General features: G+C 39.4%; 16 protein-coding genes and 1 tRNA gene. 5 read left to right on the forward strand and 12 right to left on the reverse strand.

Annotation, left to right across the window (positions count from 1 at the left end; genetic code table 11):
• Positions 1-113: 113 nt before the first annotated feature.
• The 3 genes from ABXG83_RS05270 to ABXG83_RS05280 form a co-directional block, all read right to left on the reverse strand.
• Positions 114-641 (reverse strand): hypothetical protein, encoded by a 528-nt coding sequence (locus ABXG83_RS05270; RefSeq protein ID WP_353550438.1) that lies wholly within the window; start codon positions 639-641, stop codon positions 114-116.
• Between the two features lie 27 nt (positions 642-668).
• Positions 669-1,853: a site-specific integrase gene (locus ABXG83_RS05275; RefSeq protein ID WP_353550439.1), complete on the reverse strand. Its 1,185-nt coding sequence runs from the start codon at positions 1,851-1,853 to the stop codon at positions 669-671.
• 138 nt (positions 1,854-1,991) lie between these two features.
• Positions 1,992-2,065 (reverse strand) — tRNA-Asp (locus ABXG83_RS05280).
• 126 nt (positions 2,066-2,191) lie between these two features.
• Between ABXG83_RS05280 and ABXG83_RS05285 the strand changes: the two genes are divergently transcribed.
• Positions 2,192-3,169, forward strand: a complete 978-nt coding sequence (locus tag ABXG83_RS05285; protein WP_353550440.1) for an acetyl-CoA carboxylase carboxyltransferase subunit alpha — start codon at positions 2,192-2,194, stop codon at positions 3,167-3,169.
• Between the two features lie 132 nt (positions 3,170-3,301).
• On the forward strand, positions 3,302-4,183 hold the full coding sequence (gene dapA, locus ABXG83_RS05290) for a 4-hydroxy-tetrahydrodipicolinate synthase (protein ID WP_353550441.1): 882 nt from the start codon (positions 3,302-3,304) through the stop codon (positions 4,181-4,183).
• A gap of 178 nt (positions 4,184-4,361) precedes the next feature.
• Here the strand turns inward: dapA and ABXG83_RS05295 are convergent, their stop codons facing one another.
• Entirely contained in the window at positions 4,362-5,207 is an 846-nt protein-coding gene (locus tag ABXG83_RS05295) for a metallophosphoesterase (RefSeq protein ID WP_353550442.1), read from the reverse strand.
• A gap of 482 nt (positions 5,208-5,689) precedes the next feature.
• Between ABXG83_RS05295 and ABXG83_RS05300 the strand changes: the two genes are divergently transcribed.
• A complete protein-coding gene (locus ABXG83_RS05300; protein WP_353550443.1) occupies positions 5,690-6,541 on the forward strand; it encodes a hypothetical protein in 852 nt (283 codons plus the stop codon).
• Positions 6,542-6,548: 7 nt separating this feature from the next.
• Here ABXG83_RS05300 and ABXG83_RS05305 read toward each other — a convergent pair whose 3' ends face one another.
• The 6 genes from ABXG83_RS05305 to ABXG83_RS05330 form a co-directional block, all read right to left on the reverse strand.
• Complete coding sequence (locus ABXG83_RS05305; protein ID WP_353550444.1) at positions 6,549-6,752, reverse strand: hypothetical protein; 204 nt, start codon at positions 6,750-6,752, stop codon at positions 6,549-6,551.
• Positions 6,753-6,786: 34 nt separating this feature from the next.
• Complete coding sequence (locus tag ABXG83_RS05310) at positions 6,787-7,413, reverse strand: hypothetical protein (protein WP_353550445.1); 627 nt, start codon at positions 7,411-7,413, stop codon at positions 6,787-6,789.
• Position 7,414: 1 nt separating this feature from the next.
• A complete protein-coding gene (locus tag ABXG83_RS05315; protein ID WP_353550446.1) occupies positions 7,415-7,957 on the reverse strand; it encodes a sigma-70 family RNA polymerase sigma factor in 543 nt (180 codons plus the stop codon).
• Positions 7,957-8,814 (reverse strand): hypothetical protein, encoded by an 858-nt coding sequence (locus ABXG83_RS05320; RefSeq protein WP_353550447.1) that lies wholly within the window; start codon positions 8,812-8,814, stop codon positions 7,957-7,959. Before ABXG83_RS05320 ends, ABXG83_RS05315 begins: the two co-directional genes overlap by 1 nt.
• 66 nt (positions 8,815-8,880) lie before the next feature.
• Positions 8,881-10,029 (reverse strand): hypothetical protein, encoded by a 1,149-nt coding sequence (locus tag ABXG83_RS05325; RefSeq protein WP_353550448.1) that lies wholly within the window; start codon positions 10,027-10,029, stop codon positions 8,881-8,883.
• Positions 10,030-10,205: 176 nt separating this feature from the next.
• On the reverse strand, positions 10,206-13,184 hold the full coding sequence (locus tag ABXG83_RS05330; RefSeq protein ID WP_353550449.1) for a T9SS type A sorting domain-containing protein: 2,979 nt from the start codon (positions 13,182-13,184) through the stop codon (positions 10,206-10,208).
• Positions 13,185-13,793: 609 nt separating this feature from the next.
• Here ABXG83_RS05330 and ABXG83_RS05335 point away from each other — a divergent pair.
• Both ABXG83_RS05335 and ABXG83_RS05340 read left to right on the forward strand, forming a co-directional pair.
• Positions 13,794-16,760 carry a SusC/RagA family TonB-linked outer membrane protein gene (locus ABXG83_RS05335; RefSeq protein WP_353550450.1) on the forward strand — a complete coding sequence of 989 codons (2,967 nt, stop codon included), beginning with the start codon at positions 13,794-13,796 and terminating at the stop codon, positions 16,758-16,760.
• Between the two features lie 21 nt (positions 16,761-16,781).
• On the forward strand, positions 16,782-18,290 hold the full coding sequence (locus ABXG83_RS05340; RefSeq protein WP_353550451.1) for a RagB/SusD family nutrient uptake outer membrane protein: 1,509 nt from the start codon (positions 16,782-16,784) through the stop codon (positions 18,288-18,290).
• 78 nt (positions 18,291-18,368) lie between these two features.
• On the opposite strand, the gene ABXG83_RS05345 is transcribed toward ABXG83_RS05340, so the two are convergent.
• The gene (locus ABXG83_RS05345; protein WP_353550452.1) at positions 18,369-19,532 is read right to left on the reverse strand and encodes a glycosyltransferase family 2 protein; all 1,164 of its coding nucleotides are present in this window, start codon (positions 19,530-19,532) and stop codon (positions 18,369-18,371) included.
• Complete coding sequence (locus tag ABXG83_RS05350; RefSeq protein WP_353550453.1) at positions 19,532-20,176, reverse strand: FkbM family methyltransferase; 645 nt, start codon at positions 20,174-20,176, stop codon at positions 19,532-19,534. Before ABXG83_RS05350 ends, ABXG83_RS05345 begins: the two co-directional genes overlap by 1 nt.
• Between the last annotated feature and the right edge of the window lie 236 nt (positions 20,177-20,412).

Raw genomic sequence — 20,412 nt, forward strand, 5'->3', positions numbered from 1 at the left:
ACCTTTATTGACTGCTTTTTTAACGCAGTGCTTTTTCAATTTCAATTCATATACATATGAATTGAAATTGAAAAAATAGCCCTGAAAATGTTAGTAAAGGTCAAAAGAAAAGGCTATTCTGAAGCTAATACTGATCCCGCGATAGCATTTTTAAATTCTACTGCAGCACCTTTTATTTTTTGGCTATCAGCTAAATATGAAGAAATCGTAGTATTGTCTGGTAAATCAAATAATCTAACTATCACTTGCTCAATATCTGAAAGGGTATTATCTAAATACTTAAGGTCATATAAGAGTTTAAATACGGCTGTTATATCGACTGGTTTAATTTTAGGACCGAATTTCAAGTGCCCAAAATCTAATCTCCCACGAAATTCATCATCGATAAAATTATACATTGCTGAAAGTGCTATCTTTTCCGTTTTGATTTTATACTCATAATCATCCATTTTATACTTTTCATCGAATGGCTCATTAACTTTATCCATACAATATTTAATAAGAAGAGGGGCCGCAAGCCGCTTGTCCTCAAATGTTAGCTTCATCCATTCTGCTTTAAATGAAGCAAAGCCATTTTCTGGATTTTCTAAAATAGAATCTAGTATTCTTTTTTGAAAATCGACAATTTCTTTAAAGGTCATTGTGAAAAATTTATAGATTAAAAATGACTACTTACCCTTAATCTTATTAATAGAATTGAACAATCTTTCTTGAGTTATTTTGCCATAGATCTGAGTAGTTTTGATACTAGAATGTCCTAAAAGCATGCTCACATCTTCTAAGGGCATATTATTATTTAAGCAAATAGTTGTTGCAAATGTGTGCCTGGCTACGTGATGCGTAATACTTCTTTTGATTCCAGCTATATCTCCTATTACTTTTAGATAGCTATTTACTTTCTGATTACTGATCTTAGGAAGTAGCTTATTCAATACTTTCCTTTCCGGTGAACCTTTATATTTATCAATGATCTTCTTCGCTTGTGGCAAAAGCGGTATTTCAATAGCTCTACTTGTTTTCTGTTGTATAAATTTGACCGAAGGCTTATTCTTATAGGATGAAAGATTATTCATAGTGAGATCTTGTGCATCCTGAAATCGAAGGCCGGTATAAACTGAAAACAAAAAGAGATCTTTTACTTTATCCAAGCTTTGATTGTGAGATATATCTAGTTTTAACAAAAGGTCAATTTCCTCTTGACTCAAAAATTCTCGATCAGTTTTTACAGTATTGAGTTTAAAATTGGCGTAAGGTTGTTTGAAAATATGACCTTCTGCTAGGGCCTTCAAAAGAATGGTTCTAAGCCTGGAATGATATTTATTGATGGTATTCTTATGAAGATCATATTCTTCCTTTAAGAATAGATCATAAGCATTGATAAAACTATAATCAACTTGATCTATATATATGTCCTGAGACTTATACTTTTTTAAAAGAAACTCGGTCAGACTTTTAAATGACTGGTGGTATTTATTAAGCGAGATCTTCTTAATCTCATTTCTGATCTTTATTTCGTCGATATGCTGCTGAAAATAGGCCAATAGGCCAATATTGACCTTTTGCTTGCCGGTAAGCAGCTCTTTAAGAATAGCAGCCGACACGGGCTTATTCTTCTTTTCCAGGTCGATGATCAATTCATAGACCTTGGCCTTCTTTTTAGCGAGCTCCTGGTTCACCAAATGATTGCCTTTTGTAAGCTGTTCATCCTGGTTCCAGTCTTTGGTGGTGGATACATAACCAGTATGGAGTTCTGCTTTCTTGCGATCGAGTGTAATACGCAAATAAATAGGTAATTCCCCCTTAGTGGTTCGTGTAGATAGCAGGTAATATTTGAGAGATACTTTCGCCGCCATGTTGAAACATTTGGATTTTGTTGAATCCTTGTTGAAACAATTTAGCGAAAAAATGCGAATCTTCCCGAAGCGTAGTGAAACAAAAAGGCCTTGTAATAAGGATTACAAGGCCTAAAGAATCTAGGTGAAGAAACCTAGCGGACCGGACGGGACTCGAACCCGCGACCTCCGCCGTGACAGGGCGGCATTCTAACCAACTGAACTACCGATCCAAACCCTCAAAAACTTCCCCTTTGTTCCGTTTTCGGGACGGCAAAGATAAGGGTAAAGCAATTTCATAAACAAATCTTTTCAGGAAAAAATCTGAACCCCTAATTTTACCGCATCAAAATAATATTATGCCCCAATACCCTAACAGACAATTCCTTGATTTTGAAAAGCCTATCAAGGAATTGTACGAACAAATTGAGGATACCAAGAAACTGGCTGAAAAGAACCCTAAAATAGATTATACCGCTACCATTCGTCAACTGGAAGAATCCATTCTGGAAAAAAGAAAGGAGATCACCCAGCACCTGACCCCTTGGCAGCGTGTTCAGTTGAGTCGCCACCCCGATCGCCCCTATACATTAAAGTACATCGATAAAATGTGTACCGATTTTGTAGAACTACACGGTGATCGCAATTTTAAAGATGATAAAGCCATGGTAGGCGGCTTCGCACAACTGGATGGTGAAACTGTCATGTTCATCGGTCAGCAAAAAGGAACCAATACCAAATTGCGTCAGTTGAGGAATTTCGGGATGGCCAATCCCGAAGGTTATCGCAAAGCATTACGTTTAATGCGACTGGCAGAAAAATTCGGGAAACCGATCGTTTGTTTGGTCGATACACCGGGCGCCTATCCGGGACTGGAAGCAGAAGAACGTGGACAAGGTGAAGCCATCGCAAGAAATATCTACGAGATGATCCGCTTAAAGGTACCTGTGATCGTTGTGATCATTGGTGAAGGTGCATCAGGTGGTGCGCTGGGTATTGGCGTAGGTGATAAAGTGCTCATGATGGAGAATACCTGGTATACCGTGATCTCTCCGGAAAGCTGTAGCTCCATTCTCTGGAGAAGCTGGGAGAAAAAAGAAGTGGCGGCTGAACAATTACGTCTTACTGCTACAGACATGAAAGGCTTCGGCTTAGTAGATGAGATCGTTCACGAACCTTTAGGAGGTGCACACTGGGATTACACAGAAGCAGCAGATATTCTGAAGTCTTATATTCTCAAAGCCCTGAAAGAAGTGAAAGATAAAAACCCCGAACAACGCATCAACGACCGTATTGAGAAATATGGTAAGATGGGATTCTGGGAAGAAGTGGTTTAGCATATGGCAAATTGTTGATGGCATATTGCTAGGAACTTTTCATTCAATAGAATGATTGATTAGTGATAAGTCAAAAATTAAATATCTGCTCTAAACCATGAACTATTAGCAATTAGCAATAAAACAAAAAAAATGTCTCTAAAAACTCAATTGAGAGGAACTGGCGTGGCGTTGGTGACACCTTTTAAAAAGGATCTGAGTGTTGATTTTGATGCACTCGGTAAAGTGATTGATGCCATGATCGCAGGTGGGGTTGAATACCTCATCACATTAGGTACTACAGGTGAAACACCGACACTTGAGAAACAGGAGAAAAAAGATATTGTTACGTATACTTTTGAAAAAGTAGCAGGTCGCGTGCCTGTTGTCGTTGGCGTAGGTGGTAATAACACGGCTGAAGTGATCAAAGACCTTAGCTATTTTCCACTTGAAAAAGCAACGGCTGTTTTAAGTGCTGCACCATACTATAATAAGCCTTCGCAGGAAGGTATTTTTCAGCATTATAAAGCAGTTGCAGAAGCTTCTCCTAAGCCTATTATCCTGTATAATGTTCCGGGAAGAACAGGACGCAATATGAGTGCTGCTACTACTGTACGTTTGGCGCATGAAGTAGCAAATGTGGCCGGTATGAAAGAAGCCAGTGGTGACATGGTACAATGCATGGAAATTCTGCGTGATAAACCGGATCACTTTTTGGTAGTGAGTGGAGATGATGCTTTGGCGATGGCACAAATAGCCTGTGGCATGGACGGGGTGATCAGTGTGGCTGCCAATGCTTATCCCAAACAGTTCTCTGACATGGTTCGTGCAGCATTGAACAGCGATATGGCTACTGCCAAAAAACTCAATGATCCTTTATTGAAAGCATATGACCTCATGTTTGCTGAGAATAATCCATCAGGGGTTAAAGCATTTATGTTTGAACAAGGATTGATTCAAAATGAAGTGCGCCTACCTGTGGTTCCACTGAGCAGCGGATTACATGATGCTGTGAAAAAATATTTAAGCAAGTAAGTTTTCAATCATAAGATATAAAGCCTCCACAGTAACTCACTGTTGGCGGCTTTTTTATTGGTCATTGATCATGTATGTTGACGGACCGCGGATTTTTTATGATCATTATGATGAACGCTGATGTACAATCATAACCCATCATCAAAATCTGCGTTCCATCAGTATATCACAGATACATTTACCCCTTCTGCAGCTCAAATAAGGTTATCTCAGGTATTACATTGAATCGTATCTGCCATAAATGTCCCAATGCCCTGTTGATGTATAAGGTTCTGCCATTACTCAATGAAAACTGTCCGGCTGAATACTTCCTATTCTTAACAGGAAGTATGAATGGAGGCAGAAAAGGGGGCTTCACCTGACCTCCATGAGTATGTCCTGATAATATCCAGCTGTTATACGCTCCCCATACATCCTCATCGCATACATCCGGGTTGTGACACAATACAATATTGGCTTTGGATGAATCGAAATTTTGCATGGCTTTTTGTGGATTGAAATTCAATCCCCAATAATCATCAAAACCAATCAAGTGTAAACCTTGCACTTCTGCTGTTTCATTTCTCAATACCTGAACACCCTGATCATTTAGTTTAGCTGCAATCTGATCTGCCACATGGCTTTCCGACCAATTGATCCCATAATCATGATTACCTAAAATACCAAGCGTAGCAATTTTTCCTTTAACCAAATGTCCAAATACTTCATCTAATTCATTGTATTGTACTTTACCCTGATGAGTGCTCACATAATCGCCCGTATACACTACAAAATCAGGATTAAAGGCTTTGGCTTTATTGAATGAGCGGATGATAAACTGATGATCAAATCTTTTCCCAACGTGAATATCACTGATCTGCATAAGTGTTTTACCAACAAGACCATCCGGCAAATGTTTGATCGGCATTTTCATCTTCACAAATTCCAACCAAAAAGGCTCTATTTGCCAGCTATACAGACCGGTTACCAATCCTGCACCCGCAACTCCAAATAAAGTTCGCTGAATGAATTTGCGTCTATTCATGTTGTCATCATTTGATGCTTTTGAAACTATTTACCAGCAATTTAGTTACAGGTTGTATAGCATAAATAAATTAAAAGGTATAATGATGTTAAACATTTTGCATTACTCAACTTTATAAGAAATTCAAATCAATAAAAATGGAATTTTTTGTATTACTTGATTTTTTTAGACGGAGTTATTCATTCATATCCATCATAACACATCATAATCATCTACGTAGAATAAAATTTTCCTCGCACTAAGAAGCAACATTCAAGAGATACTTCATATTAATTGTATGCATACTCAACTTATAAAAGCAATATAAGTTCGATATAAGCCCTATATAAGCCCTATATAAGCCATTTTTAAAAGAGTGGACTTAGATAATGGTTATTTGTAGAATTTATTAATTGACCACCTTCTTCATATGTACTTTAGGTGCGAGTTATCCTCCTATTTAGCGTAAAGGAGGCATCTATTCAACAACTTAGAGCATTTATATGGCTATACTTATAACCCTTACAGAATTCAATGGTAGTTTAGGCAATATCAGTGCCTATCGTCGTAAAGACAGTGATAAAGTGATCTTGCGCATGAAAGGTGGTGCCACCAAGAAAAAGATCAAAACAGCAAAATCATTTGAGCGTACACGTGAATTGAATGCAGAATGGGGCGGTTGTGCCAAAGCGGCTGGCAGTTTACGGGATCTTTTGGTGCATATTGCACCGGTAGCTGATTATAATCTATCCGGTCCGTTAACGGCACTTGCTAAAAATATGCAAACACGTGACCCTATTCACCAAAGAGGAGAACGCTCCATTCTTTTTAGCAGATTTGGTAGCATACTCGAAGGCTTTCAATTGAATAAGAAAAATAGTTTTGAATCTGTACTACGCGGTAGTATTGATGTGCAGTTCAATGCTTCACAGCGTAGTATAGTGGTGCAATTACCTGAAATGATTCACGGTATTAATTTTCATCCGGTTGGCAACTATGCGGCCTGGAGAATTGTGGTGACCTTGGGCACACTTCCTGACTTGTATTTATTGGACGGCAAATACGGTTCTGGTCTTAATGGAGATCTACACAATCAAGTAGCAAAAACCTGGTATAGTGAGTGGCAATTCGGAACAAAAAATGTCGTAGCTCAAAACTGTACTATTCAATTACCACCTCCAACAAGTATATCTGATGATAAAAAGAATAAAGCAACAGAAGAACCTATCAACATTTCAGATACATTGGCTGTAGCCATAGGTATTACTTTTGGCACTCCATTGACAGATCAGCTTATTAAAACCAATAAACATGTAGGAGCAGGAAAAATATTGAAGGTTTGTTTGCCATCCTGACCGTCGATTAGCAACTACGATGAAGTTTGATTTGTTTCTGCATAAATGAATAAGCTTTCGCGATCAGCTTACTATACGAAGCATCTTCAAAACTGGTAATTGCAGCGGTTTCTCTATGTATGATATTGAATACAATGATATCATCTTCTTTCATGGAAAGATCGATATGATACTGCTTTAGAATGGCTTTTAACTTAGTAGTATTACGCATACACCTTTCATGGATCGAATGCAAGTTAAGTACCTCAGGGCTGATTGTCCTTTTTTACCGGTGCTATTTTATAATCATTTAGGTTGATCCCCTTTACACCTCTCCCTTTTTTGATAGTGGTATCATTTGTTATGGGTATTGAGGTCTTCTTCGTTTCATTGATGGCAGCAGCAACTGGGGGTTGTAAGATTGGTATCTGTTCTTTTTTTATAGCTTCATTGATTGTTGGTTCTGCTGTGACAACAGATGCTGAATCATTGGGCATTACTTGATCAGTTACTGGCATATCAGCTTTATCTGTAATGATTTCTTCGCTGTTAGATATTATTACAGCAGGATCCGATACCCGGTTGACCGAATCAATGATTTCATAAGGTTGCTGATGATCGGTCTCCGATGCTTCATTTTGGATCGCATAAGGACGTGTCAGGAAATAGATACTTGCTACAGCAGCAAGAAAAACATATAAAAATTTACTCCCAGGGAAGAAAAATCCCGGATTGGATGAAGCCCCGGTGTCAGTTGGACCGGATTCATCGATAGGCATTTCCACATCAAGCTGCTGTTCTATTCGAGCCCAGATCGCATCGATCTTTGCGGGCGCGGACAGTGCCTGCAGTTTTTCTGCTATCAGCTGTTCGTATGTGGTAAGTTGATTCATTTTATTTACTAAGTGTGATCGCTTGTTGTAATTTCTTTCTGGCTTCACTTAAGTGCCATTTGGATGTTCCCTCACTGATCTGCAGTTTTTCTGCGATCTCTCTGTGATTGTATCCGTCTACTGCATACATTACAAAGACAGCGTGTGTTGCAGGTGGTAATTTTTGTATCAGCTCCATGATTTCCTCGACACCCATTTTCTCCAGTGCCCTATTGTCAATAGCCGGCTCTTCAACCGTCTCCAATTCTACATTCTCGCTGAATCGTTCTCTGGATTTGATATGATCTAATCCCTCATGTACTACTATTTTTTTGATCCAACCATGTAAAGAACCTTTAGCAGCATCAAACGTGTGGAGGTATTTGAAAATTTTCACAAAAGCATGACTCATGATATCTTCTGCATCTGCTTCATCTCGTGAATAACGCAGCGCAATATTCATGGCAAATGAATAAAATTCGCGGTATAGTGTTTCCTGTGCCTTTCGTTTATTGGCGACACAGTCTTTGATCAATAAGCCGATATCATCTGTTGCGGTTACCATTACTGCATTGTACCAGAATCCCGTTCCAGGAACACATCCTGCTTTCTTTTTAGTAAAATGGCTGACGCCAGTGAAGAAATGATCATTTTATCTGAGGCATCCAGATCATTCACGATCCAGATTTGATTGTCCATGATATCAATCACACCTACTACCCCATCATCCCATTTTAATTCGTAGCCTGTGTGAATAGGACCGCCCAATACCTTTCCTTCTTTGCCTGATTTGGTCTCTCTTTTACTAAGATACAGGGGTTTGATCTCAATGCGATCTTTACCATTCGTAGCATATCCCAGATCACGTGTTTGTGGGCGTTCGAATAATTTCTGTTTGTCTTTTTTGGCATCAAACTGATTCACCATTACCAATGACCATGCTTCTCCTTTGTTAAAGTTGAGCGGAACGATGGTAGCTGAAAAAGCATAATCATAACTATTGGTACGAGAAATATTATTCAGCCAATCAATATTCGATTTATAAATGATCTGCTTCTCAGAAAATTTTTCCTGAGCAAATACTTCTGTGATCAGTTTTGCATCCTGAATCGTATACTGAAAACGATTTTTTTCATTAAAGCGGGCTTTATCTGAATGAATATCAAATGCACTCAGTATAATATCTTCAGGCTTAATGCTAAATCTGCTGAATCGATTACCGGATGAAAAATCCCATCCTCTTTGTACCGTTGAAGTCACGTAAGTACCAAAGCTGAGTTGTTCATTGAACTTCCAACCGTTCAGTCCATATACTTTCATTTGTGTGGCTTGCGAACTGAATTGTTCAGGTACGGATACTTTTACCGCCGTACAAGAAGCCAGTGAAATGGCACCGATGAGTATGGTTATTAGTTTGTTCATTTTTTTGAGTTTGCAAAGGTATTTGAGAGAAAATGAACTGGGAAGCACTTCCCAGTTCATGGGTGATTAATAATGATAAGTGGTTTTTGTGGTGTATAAGATATTGGTTGAATTGTAGGCTTTATGATCTTTTAACAATTCAATGGGATATCCATCACCGTCATACTTGTATCTGTAGTTGACAGGATCAGATATAGGATAACTGCCAAAGTATTCTTTTGATGACCAGATCACATTGTTTTTCGATTGTCTGGAGAGAAAAATATCCGGCCAGTTCATGTGTACATAAGGATTGATCTGTGTATCATAGTTATATCTTCCGATCTCACTGTTATTATGGTTGGTAGTTGCTACGCCTTGCCAAAGGTTTCCTCTGTTGAACAGCATTGCATACTCCATGGTAATAGAGTTATGAGAGTATTGGTAAGAAATCATGGTTTCAATTCCATTTTCGGTTGCCATTCTTGTAACGGTACCTCTTGTGATCACTCCTGATATATCATCCTTGCGCAGGGCAATGATTTTACCTTGTTGATCATAAGTGAAGAATAGTTTCTCCACCAATGTACCTGCGGAATCAAACTTATTGATACTTGTCACTTGTTGATTCGTATAGCTTAACCATTCAGACATCGCAGTATAAATAACACCTTGTTTATTTTTCTTATAATACATGACTCTTTCTAATTTGCCTTGGGTATCATAAATGTATTCTGTACTGCTTTTGGCAACATACTGTCCATTGATCAACACATATTCCATTTCCTTTTTTAGCTTTCTTGCTGCTTTACCGCCACCGATGAGGTATAACATGTTTTCCTGAACATTTGCTTTATCCAACACCATCTTATCACTCATATTCCACTTCTCTAATTCAAGTTCATGGTGAGAGGACTTTCTATGGATCTTTACCTCATTAGCACCCGGCTTCAATAAAATTTGTTGAACACGCGCCTTACCATTATCCCATGAAATGATATTAAGGCGAGCAGGAACACTATCATAAGTAATATCACCGATGCGAATCACGGCTCTCACCTGAATAGTGATCAAACTGTCTTCTGCATGATCATCTCCTCCATTACCGGGTTGTTGGGCAGGCTGTCCAGGTACAGGTTTAGGTGGAGTTGGAGTAAACACATCTCTTTTGTTACAGGCTGTCATACCAAGTACCAGTATGAGCACTTTTAAAATTGTAATGATCGTCTTTGTCATTTTTGCTCTTTTTACGATTGAATAATTGCTTTTATAATCATAGTACCTGAGCTGAATGAAAAAGGGTTGGGTAGAAAATGCCCGTTAACAGAAGTTTAACAAATAAGGGCAAACGCATAAAAAGGCCCGCTGATAGCGGGCCTTAACATTAAGCAATTGGTATGGTTTAAGGGGGGTTAACGAATTTTCATCAGCTGAACTACTTTCCGGTCATTACCCTGCATCAACTCCACAAAGTATGTACCCGGTGCGTAGTTATGTCCGATCTGGATGGTACTATTCGGTTGGTTATTGGCTCTGCCCTCTACCATTCTTCCTGTTGCATCCGTTACACGCAATTGAATCGCTTGTGGACGCTGGCTCACTAATTTAAGTGTAAAGAATGAAGTAGATGGATTACCCATTACCTGAACCGCAAATGGTTCGTCTTGTTTCTTGTCATCTTCTGTTACAAATTGAGAAGAAGTCCAACCATTGGCCACATATACTGGCTGAGTACCACAGGTATAACTGTTCCAAACAACATTAGGGGTGTTACTTTCAATTTCTTCCGCAATAAAGAAACCCGTCATGCTGACTGTAGTATTATTATTATTACTCCAGCCTTTTTGTTCACCGGATAAACGAATCATTCCATTAGGTACATAAACGTTTCCTGTGAACTGTACATTAGAACCTTTAACAGAAAAACGTTCGTCATCTTTATTCAAATCACCTAAATAAAAAGTGACTTTATGTTGATCAGGATTGATGCGTGTATTACCAGCGATTTGAATTTTACTACTGAGGCGAACACTTGTTCCACTTGCAAAACGAGCTGTGGTGAAATTATTTTGTGTTCCTTCCTGAATGTTAAGCTCACCGATGTTCAATACTGTTTGTGTGAATCTTACTCTCGCTCCTTCTTCGATATTGATCTGACCGAAAGTATTTCCACTCAATACTACATCTGCTCCTTTACGAACTGTAAGATTATTATAATTAGCAGATAATGTTACCGCTACATTTCTGTTCACTGTATAGTTTGAAAGATTACGTGTGGAAACAGTATTGTTTTGCATAGCAGGTAATGTCACCAATGCTCTGCCATAAACCAAAGATGCCAGATTAATATTGGATCCATCTCTGATAATGATGGGTGCTTTCACAAAAGAACCTGAAGATGCTACACTGCTATTACGCTCAAAACTAGCTTTTCCATTTGCCCCGGATACACCAACACTACCTGAGACAACTTTGTTACCTACACCTAATGAAAGTTTATTGGTAGCCAGTAGTGTATAATTACCAGCAAATGTTTGCTTCTGATATTGATACGTTGCAGGTGATGATACACATCCATTTGCATCAGTGATCAGCAATTGATAATTTCCGTCAGCATTCGTAAGACCGAGATTCAAAACAGCTTGTGTACTAACAGTAGTACCTGCAAAAGTCCAATTGTAGGATGCCCCTGCAGAAACTGCTGCATTCAAAGAGAGTTGGTTACAAAATGCATCCGGACTACTTACAGAATAAGTAGCTGCTGATGCGGCATTGATCGTAACATCGAATGAATAGGTTCTGCTATTTCCATGAATATCAGTAGCTGTAAAAGTTACTGTAGAGACTCCAATATTAAAAACGCCTGTTGCATCCATACCAACACCAGTTCTGTTAGTAGCTCCTGATACAACATAATTCACGCTGGCAATTCCACAGTTGTCTGATACATTTAAAACCGGCAAAGTATAAGAACCTGTGGCATTTGCACAACTAACAACAGGCTGTACAGGATGTATGGTTGGATTTTGATTGTCGATCACAGTTACCAATTGCGATGCGGTATCTGTATTACCGTGAATGTCGGTTACAGTCCAGATAACTTTGGTTGTACCAACAGGAAAGAAATTACTGCTATGTGCATCACTGGTAATGGAAACAATATTACTATTACAGAATGCAGATGCCGTTGGTGTAGGTAATGGAACGATGGCACCACAAGTATTAATATCAGAAACCACACCAAATCCAAACAGCGTTGGTAAACTTGCTAATGCAGATGAGCCATTGGCAATAGACAATGTGTTACCCAGTAATTGATTCACATTAGCAGCTTGAGTAGCATCCCGATAAATAAAATATGTACCGGAATTGCCCGCTATGTAGCCTGAAGTGAATGCTGCACCACCATTCGGAAAAGCATTGGCTTCCAGAATACCTGTGATTGATGAGGGATTAGCTCCAGTTAAAGGATCTTGATCAAAGAGAAAAAGATGTGTAGCATTGGCACCTAGATTACGATTGTAAAATGTGTTACAACTAATATTGGTAGCTGCACCTCTTGTACGAAGATTGGAACCATTACTAGTGATGCCATCAAAAATATTTCCTGAGATGGTTGCGCCAATGACATCGATCGTAACCTGTGTATTACCTTGGAAGCAACCGGATGCACTATTGTAACCACCAGTAATACCAACAACTTTATTATTGGTGAATATTACATTTTTGGAGTTGGTAACAGTTGCACCTCCGCCTAGTACTACCAGTTGACGAGGAACGTTGTTACCTGTAGTAAACTGAGTGGAGAAACCGCATCCTCCAGGTTCGTTGCCAATGAATGTTTTACCGGAAAAGATATTATCGTTGATGATGATGTTATCGATCGCTGTATTGTTATTCGATCCTAATCCATGCTCCCCATTTGCGACAATATTATTTCCTTCAATGCGGATATTTTGATGAGCACCCGTTAAGTAGATTGCTCCTGTTTCTACGGAACCATTTCCATCAAACCCTGTAATCGTAAAACCTCTACCTGATTGACCGATGGTAACGTTGTTGATACCAGTTGCAATAGATACAGTGCCTACACCAGCAGCAGTTGAAGGATTGATGAATGTCAGATTCGCACCTTCTGTAGAGACCAGTTTGATGCCTTGTTTGTTGATGTTGATTTTTTCTGTGTACGTACCTGGTGTAACGTTGATGACATCCCCCGCGATTGCGGCAGCTAATGCGCCGTTGATTGTGGCTTTAGCAGAAGCAGGTGACAGTCCATCATTTGTGTTGCTACCTGTAACAGCAACATAGTAATGTGTTTGGGCAGAAACAAAAAGGGTCATTATCAATAGTGATAAAAGACCCGATAATCTGAGTACAATTTTTCTCATAAGTTCTCTATTTGGGGTTAGTTGAGTGCTATGCACTATCAATCAATTGCATATTATTCTTTTATTCAATGGGGAAAAAACGGTTTTTTTTGGGGAAAACCCCGAGGTTTTAACGGATAACCAATGGCTTACACAATATATTGGCTACTATGTATTTCTTGTCATCTGCTTGCTAGACTGTTCTATTATCCTACCCCGAGATATCTACAAAATCGGTGAACAAATAACTCTAATTAACAAAAAAATAATTTTTAAATAACTAATTAATAAAGCTATTATAGATTAATTAAAATAATATATAACTGTTTTTTTGCCATGATTTAAGTTTTATTAACATTTACACCCGCTTATGCAGCATTTTAGACCGTTTATGGTCTTTATTTAAGTGCTGATTCTTCGATTAATGCCAGCATGATTGATCATGAATTGAGGAGAAATCCATACAGTCAGATTGATCATGATTCAGAAGGAAATGATCCCAATGAAATGAGACCAAGAATGTTATTACGAATGTTGAAACAACATATCTAAGATTTTTTTTCATCTAAAACAAAATGTAACCACTACATTCTACATGAACATGCCTAAAACTTTTAAAAACCAGAACAAATGAGAAAACTCGTATCACTTTTGGGAGTCTTAATGCTATTTATAGCAACGGCTTCCGCTCAAAACAAAACAGTTACCGGTAAGGTAACTGAAGCCAATGGTAACCCCATTTCTGGTGCTACCATTAAGGCGAATGGAAAAGCTGTCGGTGCAACAAATGTTACCGGAGATTTTTCCATCAGCGTTCCAAACGCTACAGCATCTATCGTTGTTTCATCGATCGGATTCAACGATCGTACTGTTACATTAACCGGTGGTGCATTAACCATTGCCTTAACTGCAGCTGAAGCCAATAGTGTTTCTGAAGTAGTTGTAACAGGTTATACCAGCATTCAGCGTAAGAAATTCTCTGGTGCGATCGCTACTGCTCCCCCTGAAGAAGTGAGAAAGCAACCTTTTGGTTCTTTTGATCAGGCTTTACAGGGACAAGCTGCGGGTGTATCAGTTGTTGCGAACTCTGGTCAGCCAGGTGCCAACGCTGTTGTACGTATCCGTGGTAATGGTTCTATCAGTGGTGGTAACGTTCCATTGTATATCATGGACGGTATTGAAATCTCTGCGGCTGACTTCTCTAGTATCAACCAAGGTGATTTCGAGCGTGTAGAATTATTGAAAGATGCGGTTGCAACTGCTATGTATGGTTCTCGTGGTGCGAACGGTGTGATTGTTATCACTACTCGTCGTGGCCGTGCAGGAACGCTGCAATTGAATTATGATGCACAAGTAGGTTGGAGCACATTACCAGAAGACAGATTGGTAATGATGAACAGTGATCAAAAAATCACTTACGAATTACAGCGCGGTAACCCTTACGGTTGGACTCCTGCTCAGGCAGATAGCTTACGTAAAGTAAACTTTAGCTGGAAAGATGCATTATTTCAAACAGGTATGACACATCAGCACCAGATCAGTGCTAGTGGTGGTAATGCAAACAGCAAATTCTTTGCTTCTCTTTCTTATATGGATCAGGAAGGTATCGTTAAAACCACTGGTTTGAAGCGTTACACTGCCCGTATCAATGTAGACAACACCATTAAGAACTGGCGTTTTGGTGTTAACCTTCAAGCAGGTTTCTCTAAACTGAAACAAACAGGTGAAGGAAACACTGGTATCGCTACTCCTCTGAATGCAGTTCGTTGGTCTAACCCTTATGAGCGCGACAGAGATCCTAGAACAGGTGATTTCCAACAATTCGGTGGACCTGGTTATTTGACTTCTGGTCAGCCTAACGGTGCAATGGAATTGTTCTTGGATTACAACAATGCGATCCAGTTAAAAACAGTTGCTACTACCTATCTTGAATATCATTTCCCATTCCTGAAAGGTTTATCAGCTAGAACAAACTGGGGTATTGACTATACCAATAATGAAACGACTGCATTCAATGACCCTCGTACAGCTGGTGCACAAGCGCGTCAGGGTTCTTTGGCAAGAAACTCTAACTGGAACTTCCGTTATACCGGAACTACTTCAGTAAACTATAAGCAAAGCTTTGGTAAGCATGAAGTTGATGGAGGTATCTTCACTGAGGTGGTTAGAACTGACTTCAGAAACTTTGGTTATACCGGTTATGGTTTTACCAATGGTTTCAATAACGAAGCTGGTTTGACACAAGGTAGTACTGCTAACGCTAACTTTATTCCTACCATCGGTGGTGGTGGTACTAGAAACGGTATCCTTTCATACTTCGGTATCTTCAACTATGGTTATGATAGCAAATATTATGTAACCTTAGTCGGTCGTCGTGATGGTTCTTCTCGTTTCGGTGTGAACAATCGTTTTGCAAACTTTGGATCAGTAGGTTTGACATGGGCAGTATCTTCTGAGAAGTTCATGGAAAACAGCAAACTGTTCGATGATCTGCGTGTTCGTGCTAGTATCGGTACTACCGGTAACAACCAAACACAAGCGGGTGACTTCCCAATTCCAATTTTTGGTCGTTCAACTTATGCAGGTGTAAGCGGATGGTCTCCAGGATCTCCGGGTAACTTGGATTACCGTTGGGAAACCAACCGTACCATCAACTTTGGTATTGACTTCGCTATTCTGAAAAGAAGATTGAGCGGTACTATTGAATTATATGATAGAAAAACATTGGATCTGTTCTATGCACTTCCAATTGACCCATCTATCAGTGGTTTCGGAAGCATCCCAAGTAACTTCGGTAGCTTGAGAAACCGTGGTATCGAACTTTCATTGAAAGGCGATGTGATCAAAACCAAAGACTTCAACTGGACTATCGCTGCTAACCTTACTTACAACCAAAACAGAATCTTAGACTTACCTCAAGACTCTGTAGTTAGTGGTTTGACAATCCTGAAAGAAGGAAAACCATTGAATACTTTATTCCTGGTTCCATACGCTGGTGTTAACCCTGCAAATGGTAATGCTCAGTACCAGAAAAGAGATAAGTCTATCACAATGGTATTTAGTCCAGCTGATAGAGTATATCATGGAACATCTGATGCTCCATGGTTCGGTGGTATCACTTCATCTTGGTCTTACAAAGGTTTTGACCTGAGTGCTCAACTGAACTTCTTCTTGAATCGTGTTCAATACAACAACGATAAAAACAACGTAGTAAACCCAACTTACTATTTCGATAACATGTGGGTTGAATTGTTGAAAGAGTGGAGAAATCCGGGTGACATTACCAACATTCCAAGACCTTCTCAAGGTACTTTGGGTGGTACAGCTCCAGCAAATCCATACCAGACGCTGACTACTTTCTTTATGGAAGATGCAAGTTTCTGGAGATTACGTAACGTGACTTTGGGATATACTTTCCCTGCGAAAATGCTGGCTAAAACTGGTATCCGTTCAGCGAGAGTATTTGTACAGGGTCAAAACTGGTGGACTGGTACGAAATTCCAAAGCTTCGATCCTGAAGCAACAGGTACTTCACTGGTGGGTGCACAATACCCAGCACTGGTACAAACAACCATCGGTTTGAACGTTGGATTCTAATCACCCTTCAAAATGCTAATTATGTATAGTAAAATCATAAAAAATACAATCGTCGCCTTTGCAGCATTTACATTGGTGCAAGGGTGTTCAAAAAAAGAAGTCATTGAGTTGACTCCTGAATTCTCTCTCGACGCCTTGAATAACCCTTCCAGCATGAGACAAGTGGAAGAAGTATTAACAGGTGCATATGGTACTTTAAGAGCAGATAACTATTATGGATCTGGTAGTGGTACCGGTGCCGGTTGGTCTTTGATGCCGGATGTAATGAGTGATAACCTGTATGAGGTTTCTGCTGAAACTTTAGCAAACTCAAGAGCCATGGCTGATTGGATCTATAACCAATCTACTGGTCAGATCGGTACTTTTTACTCATCTCCTTACAGTACGATCGCTCATGCGAACATCATCCTGAGAGATGTAGATAAGTTTACAACTGCGGCTAACCAAGGTCAGTCTAACAGAATCAAAGGACAAGCTTATGCTTTGCGTGCTTTGGCTCACTTCGACCTGTTCCGTTATTTCGCTACTAACTATGACAGAAACAGTACTACTTTATTGGCAATGCCTTACATTAAAGATTTCACTGTTTCTACATCAGTAAAACCTGCTCGTAGTAACAACAAAGATTATTACGACAATATTTTTGCTGATATCAACCAAGCGATCACTTTGTTGGGAAATGTTGATCAGCAACCTAACCCTGCTTCTGGTTTAACAAGACCTTTCATCGACCGTAATGCTGCTTATGCATTATTGGCTCGTGTGAACTTGTATGCCGGTAACTGGGCTGAAGCTGCAACTGCCGCTACCAACGCATTGAATGGTCGCCCGCTGGCTACAACTCAAGCTGCGTTTACAGGTATGTATAAGCAGACTGATAGAGGTGAATTGATCTGGAACGTACAATTCGAAGCTGGACAATTTAGCCCTACTTTCCTGGTATTCTTTGCAACTTCTAACCGTAGTTATTTCAGACCCGTACCTGAGATCGCAACAGCTGCAGGTACTACTGGTTTGATTCAGAGCAATGACTTGCGTTATCAAGCTTATTTCTCTAACGTTCCTGCTGCAGGTACAACTACTCCTAACCTTACACTTACTAAGTATAGAGGTAAAGGAACATTAGTTGATGGTAACGCTAACTTCCCTGTATTCCGCAGTGGTGAAATGTATTTGATCCGTGCTGAAGCAAACGCTCGTTTAGGCGGTGCAAATGAAGTATCTGCACTGGCTGATCTGAATACTTTGCGCGCTGCTCGTATCGCCGGATATACTCCTGAAGTATTAACTGGTACAGCTTTGATCAACGCTATCGCTGATGAAAGAAGAAGAGAAATGTTTGGCGAAGGTCATCGTTTCTTTGATCTGAAGCGTACAACTCGTCAGATCACTCGTAGCTCAGTTTGTGGTACTTCTATTTCTGCTGCAGGTAATTGTACACTTGCTCCTACAGCTAGAGAGTGGGCACTGCCTATTCCTGAAACAGTTCGTAACGCAAATCCGAACCTCGCTCAGAATCCTGGTTATTAATTTTGATACCTTGATCATAAAAAGAAACCCCTTTCAAATTGAAAGGGGTTTCTTTTTTATCATATGCGATGAAAACAATCATCTTACTTTTTCCCAAACCGAAAATGATCTTCCAAACAAATATTGCCAGGTACCTGCGATCATGGCCAGATTCGCCCACACAAAATAAAAGGGTAAATAAAAAAAGCGAGGTATGAATTTCAACGATATCAACACGCCTCCTAATAATGCCCATGAATAAAAGACTACACTCAACAAAATGGCCGCAGTCAATAGAACCCCAGCATTATTTAGACCCACGAACACTACAAAAAAAGGTATGAGTATGACCAAATACGGAACAACGATCCAACGCACTATCTTTCTGTTCACGAACTGAAAAACAGGAACCGGTCTTTGCCTTAAAAGCTTCCACCAATCAATCATACCAAGCATTTGAATACTTCCTGCCGCTATCCTTATTTTTCTTTTCCATTCTTTCATGATCGAAAAGGAATAACTTTCTACCCCATACGCTTTATCAGCATAACCGATCCGGAAACCTTGATCGATTACTTGTAAACTCATATACAGATCATCACAAATAAGTCCTTCAGGCATTTGCTTTAAAAGCTCAGTACGAATTGCAAATAACTCACCTGCTGCTCCCGTAACAGAATGAACATAAGCATCTGCTTTGCGTATCATAGATTCATACTTCCAATACAAGCCCTCCACAGCCACCGCTCCTTTCTCTTTACCATCTGAAACTTTCTTCTCCCCCGCCACAGCCCCGATCAAAGGATCTTCAAAATGAGGTACAAGATGATGTAGCGCATCTTCATTCAATGAAACATTAGCATCCGTAAATAATACTATGTCAGATACCACAGAAAAAAGAACACGACTGATCGCCGCTACTTTTCCTTTTCGCTCTGGTGCATGAAATAGTTGTACTTGAGCATAACGAGACACCAATATTTCCGACCCATCTGTTGATCCATCCGTTACTACGATGATGGATTTCTTATCCTCTGGATAAACCAAGGATAATGTGTTCTTGATCTTTGCTTCTAAATAATCGACCTCATTGTAGGCCGCAATTAGAATGGTTACATGCGGTAAATCTTGCGAAAGCGTATTTGTGCTATGGAACTTTTTACGAAATAGTCCTACAAGTTGCCCAATACAAAGGATCATCAAAGGATAACCGATATAGACATAAGCAATGATGAATAATGATATGTAAAGGAGTATCGTCATTATTTTACAGATGTTGGAATAAATAAATAATTCAATACATCCTCTCCTTGATAAACTACAAGTTCCCCATCTGCATTCACATACATAACGCGATAGCCCAATGATCTCATTAAACTTAAACAGGCTTGTTTTTTTGCATCATTCCATAATTCTGCCATAATGATGGGATAATATTTCTGGATGGTTTGAATACCGCCACTCAGTACCTCCCACTCATGGTTTTCTACATCGATCTTCACTCCTACTAAAATTTCATCCGAATAATTTTCCATTAGCTGATCCAACGTGATCGCTGATACTTGATAGATATCACCTCCCGTTTCATTATCGATTTCAAGCGAAGCCAATCCATGTTGTAAAACACCATTTCGTAATGGAACTTTCATCTCTACAAATCCATTTTTATTGCTTAGCGCTTTCTCAACTATCTCCACATTTACAATCCGCTTATGTTTGAAAAGTTTACTCATCACTTTTACATGTAATGGTATAGGCTCAATCGCTATTATTCGCAGTGAATCTTTTTTTTGAGCCAAATAAGCAGACATAACACCCAAATTTGCTCCAATATCCAAGATCAACCCATGACCCGGTACCAGATCGGCAAAATTGCGAAAATCTCTTTCATAACGCCCCCTACTCATTCTTAGCAAATTGAATTGAGCCATCCCATAAAGCCATTTCTCCCTGCCAAATATCCTCTGGCCTGCTTTAACAAGTAAAGTCTTAAAATGCCCGTTTTTAAGCATCAACAATATTAAGTAAGATTTCAGGAGTTTAACTGGCAAAAGCAACCCTTCCTGAAGAATATCCACATAAAGCGCCGGCTATTACTTCGGGCCCTGTCTTTATTTATCTTTACCCACTAAACTTAACTTTT

This window comes from Sediminibacterium sp. KACHI17 (assembly GCF_040362915.1).
GTDB lineage: Bacteria > Bacteroidota > Bacteroidia > Chitinophagales > Chitinophagaceae > Sediminibacterium.